Annotated in this window: 14 protein-coding genes; 7 read left to right on the top strand and 7 right to left on the bottom strand. The window is 33.2% G+C overall.

Going from position 1 to position 14,021, the window contains the following annotated elements:
- Positions 1 to 23: 23 nt before the first annotated feature.
- A complete protein-coding gene (locus ABD963_RS14635) occupies positions 24 to 626 on the bottom strand; it encodes a DUF1684 domain-containing protein (protein WP_345278100.1) in 603 nt (200 codons plus the stop codon).
- A gap of 262 nt (positions 627 to 888) precedes the next feature.
- Between ABD963_RS14635 and ABD963_RS14630 the strand changes: the two genes are divergently transcribed.
- Positions 889 to 2,124 carry an MDR family MFS transporter gene (locus ABD963_RS14630; protein ID WP_345278098.1) on the top strand — a complete coding sequence of 412 codons (1,236 nt, stop codon included), beginning with the start codon at positions 889 to 891 and terminating at the stop codon, positions 2,122 to 2,124.
- Positions 2,100 to 3,077 (top strand): YpdA family putative bacillithiol disulfide reductase, encoded by a 978-nt coding sequence (locus tag ABD963_RS14625; protein ID WP_345278096.1) that lies wholly within the window; start codon positions 2,100 to 2,102, stop codon positions 3,075 to 3,077. Before ABD963_RS14630 ends, ABD963_RS14625 begins: the two co-directional genes overlap by 25 nt.
- On the opposite strand, the gene ABD963_RS14620 is transcribed toward ABD963_RS14625, so the two are convergent.
- A complete protein-coding gene (locus ABD963_RS14620; RefSeq protein ID WP_345278094.1) occupies positions 3,070 to 3,513 on the bottom strand; it encodes an Lrp/AsnC family transcriptional regulator in 444 nt (147 codons plus the stop codon). The two genes, ABD963_RS14625 and ABD963_RS14620, sit on opposite strands and share 8 nt — an antisense overlap.
- Positions 3,514 to 3,636: 123 nt before the next feature.
- Between ABD963_RS14620 and ABD963_RS14615 the strand changes: the two genes are divergently transcribed.
- The gene (locus tag ABD963_RS14615) at positions 3,637 to 4,032 is read left to right on the top strand and encodes a hypothetical protein (protein ID WP_345278092.1); all 396 of its coding nucleotides are present in this window, start codon (positions 3,637 to 3,639) and stop codon (positions 4,030 to 4,032) included.
- Positions 4,033 to 4,416: 384 nt separating this feature from the next.
- On the opposite strand, the gene ABD963_RS14610 is transcribed toward ABD963_RS14615, so the two are convergent.
- Positions 4,417 to 7,857 (bottom strand): methylmalonyl-CoA mutase family protein, encoded by a 3,441-nt coding sequence (locus ABD963_RS14610; RefSeq protein ID WP_345278090.1) that lies wholly within the window; start codon positions 7,855 to 7,857, stop codon positions 4,417 to 4,419.
- Positions 7,858 to 8,003: 146 nt separating this feature from the next.
- On the opposite strand from ABD963_RS14610, the gene purU reads away from it, so the two are divergent.
- A complete protein-coding gene (gene purU, locus ABD963_RS14605; RefSeq protein WP_345278088.1) occupies positions 8,004 to 8,858 on the top strand; it encodes a formyltetrahydrofolate deformylase in 855 nt (284 codons plus the stop codon).
- Here purU and ABD963_RS14600 read toward each other — a convergent pair.
- Positions 8,853 to 9,815, bottom strand: coding sequence for an MBL fold metallo-hydrolase (locus ABD963_RS14600; protein ID WP_345278086.1), 963 nt, complete (start codon positions 9,813 to 9,815; stop codon positions 8,853 to 8,855). The two genes, purU and ABD963_RS14600, sit on opposite strands and share 6 nt — an antisense overlap.
- Before the next feature lie 44 nt (positions 9,816 to 9,859).
- Between ABD963_RS14600 and ABD963_RS14595 the strand changes: the two genes are divergently transcribed.
- On the top strand, positions 9,860 to 10,564 hold the full coding sequence (locus ABD963_RS14595; protein ID WP_345278084.1) for a DUF4197 domain-containing protein: 705 nt from the start codon (positions 9,860 to 9,862) through the stop codon (positions 10,562 to 10,564).
- A gap of 33 nt (positions 10,565 to 10,597) precedes the next feature.
- Here the strand turns inward: ABD963_RS14595 and ABD963_RS14590 are convergent, their stop codons facing one another.
- A complete protein-coding gene (locus ABD963_RS14590) occupies positions 10,598 to 11,101 on the bottom strand; it encodes a hypothetical protein (protein WP_345278082.1) in 504 nt (167 codons plus the stop codon).
- A 173-nt stretch (positions 11,102 to 11,274) separates the two neighbouring features.
- Between ABD963_RS14590 and ABD963_RS14585 the strand changes: the two genes are divergently transcribed.
- Positions 11,275 to 11,475 carry a Lacal_2735 family protein gene (locus tag ABD963_RS14585; protein ID WP_345278080.1) on the top strand — a complete coding sequence of 67 codons (201 nt, stop codon included), beginning with the start codon at positions 11,275 to 11,277 and terminating at the stop codon, positions 11,473 to 11,475.
- 78 nt (positions 11,476 to 11,553) lie between these two features.
- A complete protein-coding gene (locus tag ABD963_RS14580) occupies positions 11,554 to 11,703 on the top strand; it encodes a hypothetical protein (RefSeq protein ID WP_345278078.1) in 150 nt (49 codons plus the stop codon).
- Here the strand turns inward: ABD963_RS14580 and pyrF are convergent.
- Both pyrF and prfA read right to left on the bottom strand, forming a co-directional pair.
- Positions 11,696 to 12,511 carry an orotidine-5'-phosphate decarboxylase gene (gene pyrF, locus ABD963_RS14575; RefSeq protein WP_345278076.1) on the bottom strand — a complete coding sequence of 272 codons (816 nt, stop codon included), beginning with the start codon at positions 12,509 to 12,511 and terminating at the stop codon, positions 11,696 to 11,698. The two genes, ABD963_RS14580 and pyrF, sit on opposite strands and share 8 nt — an antisense overlap.
- 79 nt (positions 12,512 to 12,590) lie before the next feature.
- Complete coding sequence (gene prfA / locus ABD963_RS14570; RefSeq protein WP_345278074.1) at positions 12,591 to 13,667, bottom strand: peptide chain release factor 1; 1,077 nt, start codon at positions 13,665 to 13,667, stop codon at positions 12,591 to 12,593.
- Positions 13,668 to 14,021 lie beyond the last annotated feature (354 nt).

The raw sequence follows: 14,021 nt of genomic DNA, 5'->3' as shown, positions 1-14,021 counted from the left end.
TTTATAAAATCCTCCAATAAAAATTAATGCTTTTGAAAAGCTTTTACTCCAGCTTCAATTCTTGTTTTTAAGTAGTTAATTCGTGGAACTATAGGGCAAGAATATTTATCATTATAAGCACAATATGGGTTGTACGATTTATTAAAATCTATTTCAAGGAATTTGCCTTCAGGAATTCTTAAATCAATATAACGCCCGCCTCCATAACTTTCAATTCCATTGGTTTCATCTAAAAAAGGAAGAAACAAGGAATCTTCATAACCTTCTTCTTTTATTAAATCTTGGTTTTGGTATATATTTAACTTAAATTTTTCGTTTTTTAAACTAAACGTTAGTTCACCATATTTCACATAAATAGGCAGTCTATCTGTAGTTGTTTTCATCTTAAAAGGTTTTTCATCAGGCGTTCTTGTAAAATATGCTTTAACAACATAAGAAGAATCGAACTTAAAAAATTCGAGCCCTTTAAAAGTCTTTCTATCCTTGTCTTTTAATGGCGATGTAGTAACGTCCTTATATTCTGCATTAAGTTTTCTTTGAAATTCGGTTTCACCTACTAAGGGCCTTTTTTCTTGAGCACAACTAAATGCTGTGATTAACAGTAATGATATAACTAAGTACTTCATTTTAAAAAAATTCAATTCAAAAATACAACTTCCAATTATTTTATATAGATTTGAACTGACAAAAATAAAAACATGCGTAGTAACGTCACAATTTTTCAGAAACAATGTACCTCTGCAAATAGAAAGAGTGGGGCTTGTTATATGTTGTGGTGATATGATTTTAAAATATTACAATATGTAAAAGTCCGACTTCACAGTCGGACTTTCTGTTTTTAGTCGATATCAAAATCGGCTTTAATAAGAAAAGATTAAACTTAGGTTAATGAAAACACTTTTTAAAAAATACTTAAATACCTTTAAGGGTCTATCACAGGAAATCTGGTGGCTTGCTTTAATAACGTTGATAAACAGAGCAGGAACCATGGTCATTCCTTTTTTATCATTGTACCTAAAGGAGGATTTGAGTTTTTCTGTAAGTGATGTGGGTTGGGTTATGAGTGCTTTTGGCTTAGGGTCTGTAGCAGGCTCATGGTTAGGTGGGAAATTAACCGATACTCTAGGATATTACAAAGTTATGGTTAGAAGTTTACTTCTAACTGGATTTTTATTTATTGCCTTGCAGTTTCTACACACATTTGTTTCTATTTGTATTGGAATTTTTGTAGTGATGTTGGTTGCTGATTCTTTCAGGCCTGCTATGTTTGTGGCTCTAAATGCTTATAGCAAACCTGAAAACAAAATTCGGTCGTTAACTTTAATAAGGCTTGCTATAAACTTGGGGTTTTCTGCAGGTCCTGCCATTGGTGGCCTCATCATTACTGGTTTGAGTTACGATGGATTGTTTTGGGTTGATGGCATCACTTGTATTTTGGCAACCATAGTTATGGTAAATGTATTGCATCCTAAAAAAGCAAAAGTTTTAGACGATGTTAAAAATGAAAATCCCGTTTCAGCTTACTCTGATAAAGCTTTTTTAGTATTTTTAGTTGCCATGACACTATTTGGTATTGTATTTTTGCAATATTTTTCAACCATTACCATTTATTACAAAGATGTTCATTTTTTAAGTGAACTTGAAATAGGCATTCTATTAGGACTTAATGGTTTTCTTATTTTTATCTTTGAAATGCCCTTAATTAAATGGCTTGAGAATACAAAATACACCAAACTAGGTTTAATGTTTTATGGTATTGTATTAACGGGTTTAAGCTTGTTTATATTAAATTTAACGAATTGGTCTGGTGTTTTGGTAATTGGTATGTTGTTAATGACATTTGGTGAAATGGTAGCCTTTCCCTTTTCAAACGCTTTTGCTGTAGAACGTGCTAAAAAAGGAAATCAAGGTGAGTATATGGCGTTATATTCCATATCGTTTTCAATCGCCCACATTTTTGGACACAATGCAGGTTTACAAATGACAGCACATTTGGGATTCGACAACACGTGGTTTATTATTACGGGTATTGCAGCTATTTGCGCCTTGATATTATTTGGTTTAAATAAAAATTTAAAAACTCAAAAATCTATTAAAATTTGGAAAACAAAAAAGATATCATAATCGTTGGAGGTGGCCCAATAGGAATTGCATGTGCTTTGGAATGTGAAAAACGTGGTTGGAGTTATGTAGTTTTAGAAAAAGGGGCGTTAACAAATTCATTATTCAATTATCCGAAAAACATGACTTTTTTTTCAACTTCAGAAAAATTGGAAATTGATGGCATTCCTTTTATTAGCAACAATCCAAAACCAAATAGAGATGAAGCTTTGGAATATTACCGTCGCGTTGTAACCTCTAATAATTTAAAAATAAACCTATACGAAAAGGTAATAAGTATTAATAAAGAAGCAGACATATTTTCGGTCACAACCAATAAAAAAGCATATCAATCTCATTATGTTATTATATCAACAGGTTTTTATGATATACCTAAACTATTAAATGTTCCAGGTGAAGATTTACCAAAGGTAACCCATTATTACAAAGAAGCCCATAATTATTCCTTGCAAAATGTTGTGGTAGTTGGCGCTAGTAATTCAGCTGTCGATGCCGCTTTAGAAATTTGGCGAAAGGGTGGGCATGTCACTATGGTTGTTAGAGGTGAAAATATAGGTGAACGTGTTAAATATTGGGTACGCCCCGATATTATGAATCGCATTGAAGAAGGAAGTATCAAAGCGTATTTTAATTCTGAAATCACTGAAATAAATACAGATTCCGTAAACATAAAAACACCAAATGGTAAAATTAATATATCTAACGATTATGTGGTAGCGCTAACCGGATATTTACCAGATTTTGATTTGTTAAAATCGAACGGAATTATTTTATCCAGTAATGACAAAATGATTCCTAAATATAATCCCGACACCATGGAATCCAACATTAAAGGATTGTATTTGGCAGGCGTTATTTGTGGTGGTAAAGAAACCCACAAATGGTTTATAGAGAACTCTAGAGTACATGCCAAATTAATTGCAAACCATGTAGAAATGGTCTCTAAAACTATTTAAAAGGAATAACCTCCTTTTGCTTTACAACTCTAGATAAAACTATTTGCGTCTTAGACTCCCCGTAAGTTATTAACTGATCTATGAAAGATTCTAGATGTTTATTGTTTTTTAAAACCACTTCCATTACTATATTTTCGTCTCCAGTAATCCTATAACAATTAATAACCTCATCATAGGTTTTTACCTTTTCCAAAAAGGGTTTAAGTTTCCCCATAAAAGCCCTAAGCGTAATAATAGCTTTTAGTTGATAACCAATCTCAAAAGGAGACACCAATGCTTTATAGCCTTCAATAATACCCATATCTTCCATCTTTTTTATACGTTCAGAAACTGCTGGTGAACTTATCCCTACTTGTCTGCCAATTTCGGCGTTAGAGAGTCTTGCATTTTCCTGTAAACACTTCAAAATCTTACTATTAAGGGAGTCTATGATCATTTAAAAGAATTTTTGCTATAATAAATTAAAATTTAAATCAAATATACAATTTTACTTTAAAATCTAAAGATGAATGTGGTTTCTTGTGAGTAATTTTGATAAAATTGCTGAGAAAAATTAATTATGTCTTACAATACCCCATTAAACCTATCGGAATTACCGATTTATCAGAAGGCTCTAGAGATCTTTGCTTTATCACAGAGTATTTCTATGTATTTAACCGATGATCTATCTAGCTTAAAACCTGATGGCTCAGAAGACAATAATATTTATTTTTCAGGAGATATAGTACAGCAATCTGTTTCATTAGCACCAGAAATTGTTAATGCCGAATTAGAGCGCTATTCAGAAAATAAATACAAACATATTGCTTCCCTTAAGCGACTTACCAATAAACTATACAAAAACTCCTATCGATTAGAACGATCAAATAGTAATGGTAAAGATTTTTTACCCATTTTAAGAAGTGAACTTAAAAAATTCAAAAAACTTCAAAGTTCATGGATGCTAACACTTTAAATTTATTGAAATAAAAAACCCCAAAGTATTTAAATGCTTTGAGGCCAATTTTGAGGGTTCTTAATAGATTATAACTAATTTATATGCATTCCATTTTTGTCGATAATACAAGCTTCCATTTGATAATACTTTTCAGACTTGATAAAGTTTACCAACCAATCTATATAACTCTTTGATTGTCTCTTGAAATTATAATTAAGTTTAGCTTCCATAGGCGTAGATTTTAATTATTTGGGGTTGAAAGTCCTTTGGTTATAAACTTCCAACTATTCAAATCTACATTAGGATTTAATTTTGCAGTAAAAACAAAAAATAAATTAGTTGAATGGTTTACCTTCAACCATGAGCAGCATAAGAGTGCAAAAATTATCGATAAAAATGCTTTTACATATTCCTACGATATTGACCTCCTACTTCAAATAACGCATTGGTAATTTGTCCTAGAGAACAGGATTTACAAACCTCCATTAAAGCTTCAAAGATATTTTCATTATTAATGACCTTATTCTGAAGCCTTCTTAACAAATCCTTAGTGTCATTTGCTTTATGAAGATTTTGTAATGTTTCTATTTGAATTTGCTTTTCTTCTTCGGTAGCCCTTATAACCTCTGCTGGCAAAATAGTTGGTGAACCCTTGCTGCTTAAAAAAGTATTTACGCCGATAATAGGGAAATCACCATTATGCTTCAAAGTCTCGTAATACAAACTTTCTTCTTGTATTTTACTGCGTTGGTACATGGTTTCCATGGCGCCTAAAACACCACCACGCTCTGTGATTCTATCAAATTCTATTAAAACGGCTTCTTCAACCAAATCGGTTAATTCTTCAATAATAAAAGAGCCTTGAATTGGGTTTTCGTTTTTTGTAAGCCCTAATTCTTTATTTATAATAAGTTGAATAGCCATGGCACGACGCACCGATTCTTCGGTTGGGGTTGTTATGGCTTCATCGTATGCATTGGTATGTAACGAATTGCAATTGTCATATATTGCATATAAGGCTTGAAGGGTTGTACGAATATCATTAAAGTCTATTTCCTGCGCATGCAAACTGCGGCCAGAGGTTTGAATATGGTATTTTAGCATTTGGGCTCTGGCATTGGCACCATACTTATGCTTCATGGCCTTTGCCCAAATTTTTCGAGCCACTCTGCCAATAACAGCATATTCTGGGTCTATACCATTGGAGAAAAAGAACGACAAGTTAGGGCCAAATTTATTGATATCCATACCCCTTGACAGGTAATATTCCACATAAGTAAAGCCATTGGATAAAGTAAAAGCCAATTGTGAAATGGGATTCGCTCCGGCCTCAGCAATATGATAACCCGAAATAGATACACTGTAAAAATTACGCACACGGTTCTGAATGAAATATTCTTGAACATCACCCATTAAACGAAGTGCAAACTCGGTTGAGAAAATGCAAGTGTTTTGTGCTTGGTCTTCTTTCAGAATATCAGCTTGTACGGTCCCGCGAACTTGAGCTATAGTTTTAGCTTTAATGTCATCATAAATAGCTTTTGGTAAAACTTGATCGCCGGTAATACCCAAAAGCATTAACCCTAATCCATTGTTGCCATCTGGAAGCTTCCCATGGTATTTTGGTCGCTCTTTTCCTTTGTAAAGTTCAGCTATTTTAGTTTCTACGTCTTTCTCTAAATTATTTTCCTTGATATAAATTTCACATTGTTGATCAATCGCTGCGTTCATAAAAAACCCTAAAAGCATGGGTGCAGGCCCATTAATAGTCATGCTCACCGAAGTCATTTCATCGGCTAAATTAAAACCAGAGTACAATTTTTTAGCATCATCCAAACAACAAATTGAGACGCCCGCATTACCTATCTTTCCATATATATCAGGTCTGTAGTCAGGATCATTTCCATAAAGCGTCACACTATCAAAAGCCGTTGACAAGCGTTTTGCTGGCAAGCCCATACTCACATAATGAAAACGACGGTTGGTGCGTTCGGGACCGCCTTCACCTGCGAACATGCGAGCCGGATCCTCGCCCGTTCTTTTAAAAGGATAAAGGCCTGAGGTAAAAGGAAACTCACCTGGTACATTCTCTTGTAAACACCATTTTAATATATCACCCCAAGCTTGGTATTTTGGTAACGCTACTTTTGGTATTTGCGTATGCGATAACGACTCGGTGTGTGTTTCTATTTTAATTTCTTTTCCGCGAACTTTGAATGCATAAATTGGATTTTTATACCTGTTTACTTTTTCTTCCCATCCTGTGATAGTTTCCCAATTATGTGGGTCTAAGTTTAGTTTTATACGATCGAATTCTTGAAATAGTAACTTCAAAAAATTCCTGTCATTCTCATTTTGCGCTAGTTTAAGAGCCTTATCTTGGTCGATACCATTTTTGTCAATAAAAGATTGCTTCGTTTTACCCCACATGACATTTAAAACCGATTCAATAGTTTTATAAACTCCGTAAAGTTTTTGCGCTACTTCTACCTGTTCGTCAACAGTTTTATCATAAGCTCGATTATTTTCGGCAATTTCAGATAAGTATCGCGTACGGTTTGGTGGAATCACAAAAATCTTCTCACTCATTTCATCCGAAATCACAAAAGAGGATTTCAAATCTGCTTTTGCTTTCTCTACTAACTTTTCCACAATAGCGTTGTAGAGCGTATTCATGCCTGGATCGTTAAACTGTGATGCAATCGTCCCGAAAACAGGCAATTTATCTTGGTCAATATCCCATAAATTATGATTTCGCATGTATTGCTTTTTCACATCGCGCAACGCATCTAATGAGCCTCTTTTATCAAATTTATTAATGGCTACCAAGTCGGCAAAATCGAGCATATCAATTTTTTCTAATTGAGTTGCTGCACCAAATTCGGGTGTCATCACATAAAGTGATACATCGCTATGGTCAATAATTTCAGTATCCGATTGCCCAATACCAGACGTTTCCAAAATAATTAAATCATACTCGGCTGCTTTTAAAACTTCAACCGCTTCATTTACATATTTTGATAGCGCCAAATTAGATTGGCGTGTAGCCAGACTACGCATAAAAACACGAGGATTATTAATGGCGTTCATACGAATTCTATCACCTAAAAGGGCGCCACCAGTTTTTCGTTTCGATGGATCTACTGATATAATCCCAACAGTCTTTTTTGGGAAATCCATCAAAAATCGACGCACCAATTCATCAACTAAGCTCGATTTTCCTGCACCTCCAGTACCTGTAATGCCAAGAACAGGTGTTTTTGAATTTCTATTTTTTTCATGGATTTTATTTAGAGTGCTCTTGGCAACTTCTGGAAAATTTTCAGCAGATGATATTACTCTAGCAATATCTTTGGAGTTTTTATTGGAAAGGTTTTCAACTTTAACATTCAATTTCTCTCCAATAGCATAATCTGATTTTTCAATCAAATCATTAATCATCCCTTGAAGTCCCATTTTACGTCCATCATCAGGTGAATAAATTCTGGTTATCCCATAAGTCATCAGTTCCTTAATTTCTGATGGCAAAATAACACCACCGCCACCGCCAAAAATCTTAATATCTCCAGCACCTTTTTCTTTTAAAAGGTCAAACATATACTTAAAATATTCATTATGCCCCCCTTGGTATGAAGTTAAACAAATAGCATTCACGTCTTCCTGAATAGCAGTGTTCACAACTTCTTCAACACTTCTGTCGTGTCCCAAATGTATGACCTCTACACCAGTTGCTTGAATGATTCTACGCATGATGTTTATTGAAGCGTCATGGCCATCAAAAAGTGAGGCCGCAGTAACTATGCGAACTTTGTGTTTAGGACTGTATGGCGAAGATTGGTTCATTCTTAAAGAATATTGAATTTTAGAGCTGCAATTTACGAAATATTCAAAAAAATAAAGTGTTTACATGAAATTATCTAAAATTTTTATACAAATTCTAACCTATATTATTTTTAACCTAATTTTAGACCATCTAGATTATTAATTAAATGAATAAGATTACCATTTTAATCCATTGTAAAGACCGGCCAAATATAATTGCATCTGTAACCAATTTTATTGCTGAAAAAGGTGGAAATATTGTTTACATAGACCAACATGTTGATAGAGAACAGAATATCTTTTTTATGCGCTTGGAAAGTGAATTTTTTACGGAATCGTTTTCAACTGAAGATTTTAAAATTGCTTTCAAGACGGCACTAGCAAATAAATTTGAAATGAAATGGCGCATCTACTCATCGGAAGCCAAACCAAAAATGGCCCTTTTTGTATCAAAATATGATCATTGCCTATACGATTTATTAGGCCGTTACAACTCGGGAGAACTAAATTTAGAAATTCCTTTTATTATCAGTAATCATTTGGATTTAAAATCCATTGCAGAAAGTTTTAAAATTGCTTTTTACCACGTACCTGTTACCAAAGAAACCAAAGAAGACGCCGAAAACAAACAATTAGAACTTTTAGAAAAATACGAAATTGATTTTATTGTTTTAGCCCGTTATATGCAAATAGTTTCAGCTAAATTAATTAATAAGTATAACAACAAGATTATTAATATCCATCATTCATTTTTACCTGCTTTTATTGGTGCTAAACCTTATCACTCCGCTTATAAACGCGGAGTCAAAATTATAGGTGCTACAAGCCATTATGTCACTGAAGAGCTTGACGCTGGACCTATTATTGAGCAAGATGTAACGAGGGTAACACATGCCCATGCCATTGAAGATTTGATAGCAAAAGGACGGGACTTGGAAAAGATAGTTTTAGCTAATGCCGTAAAACTTCACGCCAATCGTAAGGTGATGGTTTTTAATAATAAAACTGTTATTTTCTCATAACGAAAAATTGTCCCCTTCTTTTGCAAAATTAAATCCTAAATTTTGTATGCTATCCTTTAGTTTATGCGACTTTTTAAGTGCTGGATTGGTATGGTTTAGATGAATAAAATAAATTTTTGATTTTGTTTCAATTGATTCGTTTTCAAAAAGCTTTACAGTCTCAAAAATAAACGGATGGGGTATATCACTCATAGGCCTAGGAACTTCGCCATCTTTAAAAAAAGTAGCATCTAAAAAGGCGTAATCAACTTTTTTAACCTCCTCAACAATCTGCTTATTCCAAATATTCCATTTATTAATATCTGGAATGAATAAAGCCGATTTATTTTTACTTTCAATTTTATATCCAACCGTTTCAGAAAACTCATCCCTATGTGGCACTAAAAAAGGCGTTACTTTTAAATTTGAATTTAAAACAAGTGTCGAATCCTTTTTTAAAGGTTGCAAGTCAATATTTTTCAAGTTCACTAACTGTTGCCAAGGCTGGTTGTTTTCAATGAAATTTTTCATTTTTGGCATCGTGTAAACAGGTATATCATTTGCATTCATAGCTTCTCTACCTAACTGCATTAACCCCGTGTAATGTCCCATGTGCGCATGCGTTAAAAACACACCATTTACAATGGAACCATTACTTAAATGGTTAGTCTTTAAAGTTTCAACTTGTGAGGTAATATCTGGTGTGGCATCAAAAATCCATTTCTTTTCATCATCCAAATCAACCAAACCTAAACAAGATACCAATTTTTTGTCCTCTTTTCCATTATAAAATGATTTACAGCACGGTTTTTCACAATCAATTTGTGGAAAACCCGCATCTTGAGCGACACCCAAAACAGTAATATATTGGTTCGTTTTTAGGGTTATTTGTGAATTAAAAACCCTTTCGTTTTGTTTGTCGATACAATTCACTAAAAATAAAACAATAACGAGGTGAGGTATTTGACTTAGTTTCATTTGTAAAATATCTATCTTTGTTAAAGATATAAAACCCAATTTATATGATACGCAAAGCTTTAACCATTTTACTTATTTTTAATTTAACAGCATGTGCAGAATTGCAGCAAGTAGTAAATCAATTACCACAAGGAGGCACTATTGGTAACGAAGAAATTGCTTCAGGTTTAAGACAAGCTTTAGATTTTGGTATTGATAAACAAGTTACCAAACTTACCCAAACCGATGGGTTTTATAAAAATGAATTGGCAAAAATTCTTTTGCCACAAGAGTTACAAAAAGTTGATAAAGCGTTAAGAGATATTGGCTTAAGTAGTTTGGCCGAAGAAGGTTTAAAAGTACTAAATAGAGCTGCCGAAGATGCCGTAAAAGAAGCAACACCCATTTTTGTGGATGCGGTTAAAGGTATTACGTTTGCCGATGCCAAAAATATTTTGTTAGGTAATGATGACGCTGCTACACAGTATTTAACCAGCAAAACCCAAAATGCTCTTTACAATAAATTCAACCCGATCATAAAAAACTCGTTCAGTAAAGTGGGTGCAGATGAAATTTGGAATAATTTAATTAATAGATACAATGCCATCCCCTTCACCAATGATGTTAACCCCGACTTAACCGATTATGTAACTGGTGAAGCTTTAAAAGGAGTTTACACCATGATTGCTGTTGAAGAAAAGGAAATACGAAACAAAGTGGCTTCCAGAACGACCGATTTATTGAGAAGGGTTTTTGCTTTGCAAGATTGAAGCCTATCCTAAATTCCTTCCAAAGGGATTCGCTTAATTTGTTTTTTTGTACAACCCGTCAAAAGCTACAGTAATTTTATTATCGTTTATAATAGTTTCCCAATACTGACGAACAGTACCATCATCATACAACGTCCAAGTTACTTTGTGGTAAAAAGGCTCGCCTTTTGAATCTTTAGTGGGATCAGTTCTTAAAATCATTTGGTTACCAATCCTGTTGCCTTTTAAATGTAGACTGCCGCCTTGGTTATCAATCCAAATCTGTTCCCATTGATTTGTTGCTTTATTATAAAAATTATTGCTGGTTCCTGTAACACTTCCGTTAGCACTTTTCCAGTTTTCACGCAAAATACAATTATCTTGAATTTTATCAATTTCGTTAGTCCCGACTAAAACACCTTGAGGGTTTATCACATTCCAACTGCCAATCCAAAAATCAAATTCAGAGTGCTTTTCAGTACAACAATTACATTGATTATTTTGAGCATTAATATTAAATGAAACGGTAAAAAAAACGACTATTAATAAGGATCTCATACCGATTATTTAATTTGATTTATTACTAAAACTAACAAAAATTCATGTGAGTAATGAATCAATTAACAGAACATTATAATTTCATTTTATCGATGTTATAAAAAAACAAATAAACATTTGTTTCACTTTAAATAAAAAAATGTATATTTAAATACCTGTTTTTCAAGTAGTAAATGAAACCGATTGATAACATAAAAAATAAACAGCTAAAACTCATTGACAAATATAAAGTGCTTATTGAGGAAGCTTATAATTTACGTCAAACGGATTCTGCTTTAAGTGACATTTCAGAATTTGATGCTATCAAGTTACTTAACAAATTAAATAGGTTGAAATATCTTTCCAGAGAATTCAAGCATCAAGTCGCTTCTTAGTTTTTTTGTAATTTTTTAACCTTTTAAAAACATCTAATTATCTCATTTACACGTATTTTATATATAAAATAACATGTTATGAGTCCCCATTTTTGTAAAGTTGGAAAAATAAAACCCAACTTAAATAAATTATTAAGTTTAAAAGAATTAAAAAACAATATTGCAAATTTTGTTGAAGATGTCAGTAAAGTTGAATATGAGGACGGATTTGATACAGCCTCTATTTAGACAAAAGCTGCTCCATTTCCTTTTGAATTTCACTTGCTTTAACAGTTGCAGCTTGTGAAAAATCTTCTTTGTTTGAAGCATAAATAATACCTCTCGATGAGTTAATAAGCAACCCTACGTCTTTATTTAATCCGTATTTGCAAACATCTTGCAAATTTCCACCCTGTGCTCCTACTCCTGGCACCAACAAAAAACTATCAGGAACAATTTTTCTGATGTCAGCTAAATACTCTGCTTTTGTAGCACCTACAACATACATTAAGTTTTTAGCGTTTTTCCAAGTTTTAGAAGTTTCTAAAACCTGTTTATAAAGTTCTTTTCCATCCACTGTTTTTGTTTGAAAATCGAAAGCGCCTTGATTGGAGGTTAATGCCAATAAAATGGTGTGTTTATTTTCAAAGTCTAAAAAAGGCTCTACAGAATCTTTTCCCATGTAAGGCGCCACAGTTACCGAATCGAAAGCTAAATCATCAAAAAAAGCCTTCGCATACATACTACTAGTGTTACCTATGTCACCTCGCTTAGCATCGGCAATGGTGAAAATTTCTGGATAGTTTTCATTTAAATAATGAATGGTCTTCTCTAAAGATTTCCAACCTTTTAATCCGTAAGCTTCGTAGAACGCCGTATTGGGTTTGTAAGCAACACATAAATGATTGGTGGCATCTATAATGGCCTTATTAAAACTGAAAATAGGATCTTCTTGTTTTAGTAAATACTGAGGAATTTTATTTAAATCAACATCCAAACCAATGCATAGAAAGGACTTCTTTTTTTTGATTTGTAGAATGAGTTGGTTTGTTGTCATATTTTATTTTACAACGAATTCACTACTGACTTTTTAAATATATGTGATTGTTGGGTTCCAGCATTCATAGGAAACATAATTAAATCACATCCGTATTAGCTTTAAGTTTTTCTGTGTTTTCAGCCAATTGCAATTCATCAATTATTCTTTGGATGTCGCCATTTACAATATTACCTAAATCGTAAAGTGTTAAACCAATTCTGTGATCGGTTACACGCCCTTGTGGGTAATTATAGGTTCTGATTTTGGCACTTCTATCACCACTACTTACCATACTACCACGCTTTGCAGCATCTTCTTCCATTTTTTTAGCCAACTCCATATCGTATAAACGTGAACGCAATACCCTGAACGCCTTTTCTTTATTCTTATGCTGCGATTTTTGGTCTTGACATTGCGCTACTAAACCTGTTGGAATGTGTGTTAAACGCACTGCGGAATAGGTCGTGTTTACTGATTGCCCACCAGGTCCTGATGAACAGAAAAAATCTATTCGAACATCTTTTGGATTGATTTCTATATCAAATTCCTCCGCTTCTGGAAATACCATAACCGTAGCCGCACTGGTATGCACACGCCCTTGGGTTTCGGTTTGTGGCACACGCTGAACACGGTGTACACCAGCTTCAAATTTTAAGGTTCCATAAACATCATCACCCGAAACTTCAAATTGTATTTCCTTAAAACCACCATTGGTACCTTCGCTAAAATCAACGGTTTCAACTTTCCAACCTTTGCTTTCACAATATTTGGTATACATTCTAAACAAATCGCCTGCAAAAATACTGGCCTCATCACCACCAGTTCCTGCACGTAACTCCACCACCGCATTTTTAGAATCTTCAGGGTCCTTCGGTATTAAAAGAAACTTGATTTCATCTTCTAATTTTGGAATACGCTCTTTAGCTTCATCGTATTGCATTTTAGCCATTTCTACCATTTCTGCATCCCCACCTTCAGAAATTATACTTTCAGCTTCTTCCAAATTATTGGTAGCTTCAATATATTCTTCCCTTTTATCCATAAGGATTTTAAGGTCTTTGTATTCTTTGTTTAATTCAATGTAGCGCTTTTGATCGGTCATTATATCTGGTTGGATAATTAAATCGCTAACCTCATCAAAACGTTGCTTTATTATTTGTAATTTCTCTAACATCTGCCTTTTTTAATTGGGATTCAAAAATACGATAATTTATGAATTTTAAGTGATTGCTGATAGAGTTATCTTTTTTAAAAAATATTATTTGAAAATTACCGTTAATACACTTATCATGCGGCCATTTTTATCCATATTATTTTTTTATAAACCTCTCATTTTGTGGTCCATGGCAATTAACATGTTATTTTCATTTCTAAAATTTGATATTTTATATATTCTTTTATTGAAGTTGTTTATGGCATTTTTTTTATGGTATTTTTTTAATGAAATTCATGCAAAGCGTACACTGAATTTGTATAGAAATCAAGAAATTTCAACTTTAAAATTGTTATTCTTTTTATTTTTATTTGA

It is taken from the genome of Litoribaculum gwangyangense, from assembly GCF_039543505.1.
In the GTDB taxonomy this organism is placed as follows: domain Bacteria; phylum Bacteroidota; class Bacteroidia; order Flavobacteriales; family Flavobacteriaceae; genus Litoribaculum; species Litoribaculum gwangyangense.
This window is presented reverse-complemented; position numbering and strand designations above follow the sequence as displayed.

Bases quoted from the DNA above. Each gene is read 5' to 3' on its own strand.
- ABD963_RS14635 (WP_345278100.1), bottom strand. From the start codon at position 626: ATGAAGTACTTAGTTATATCATTACTGTTAATCACAGCATTTAGTTGT.
- ABD963_RS14630 (WP_345278098.1), top strand. From the start codon at position 889: ATGAAAACACTTTTTAAAAAATACTTAAATACCTTTAAGGGTCTATCA.
- ABD963_RS14620 (WP_345278094.1), bottom strand. From the start codon at position 3,513: ATGATCATAGACTCCCTTAATAGTAAGATTTTGAAGTGTTTACAGGAA.
- ABD963_RS14615 (WP_345278092.1), top strand. From the start codon at position 3,637: ATGTCTTACAATACCCCATTAAACCTATCGGAATTACCGATTTATCAG.
- ABD963_RS14610 (WP_345278090.1), bottom strand. From the start codon at position 7,857: ATGAACCAATCTTCGCCATACAGTCCTAAACACAAAGTTCGCATAGTT.
- purU (WP_345278088.1), top strand. From the start codon at position 8,004: ATGAATAAGATTACCATTTTAATCCATTGTAAAGACCGGCCAAATATA.
- ABD963_RS14600 (WP_345278086.1), bottom strand. From the start codon at position 9,815: ATGAAACTAAGTCAAATACCTCACCTCGTTATTGTTTTATTTTTAGTG.
- ABD963_RS14595 (WP_345278084.1), top strand. From the start codon at position 9,860: ATGATACGCAAAGCTTTAACCATTTTACTTATTTTTAATTTAACAGCA.
- ABD963_RS14590 (WP_345278082.1), bottom strand. From the start codon at position 11,101: ATGAGATCCTTATTAATAGTCGTTTTTTTTACCGTTTCATTTAATATT.
- ABD963_RS14585 (WP_345278080.1), top strand. From the start codon at position 11,275: ATGAAACCGATTGATAACATAAAAAATAAACAGCTAAAACTCATTGAC.
- ABD963_RS14580 (WP_345278078.1), top strand. From the start codon at position 11,554: ATGAGTCCCCATTTTTGTAAAGTTGGAAAAATAAAACCCAACTTAAAT.
- pyrF (WP_345278076.1), bottom strand. From the start codon at position 12,511: ATGACAACAAACCAACTCATTCTACAAATCAAAAAAAAGAAGTCCTTT.
- prfA (WP_345278074.1), bottom strand. From the start codon at position 13,667: ATGTTAGAGAAATTACAAATAATAAAGCAACGTTTTGATGAGGTTAGC.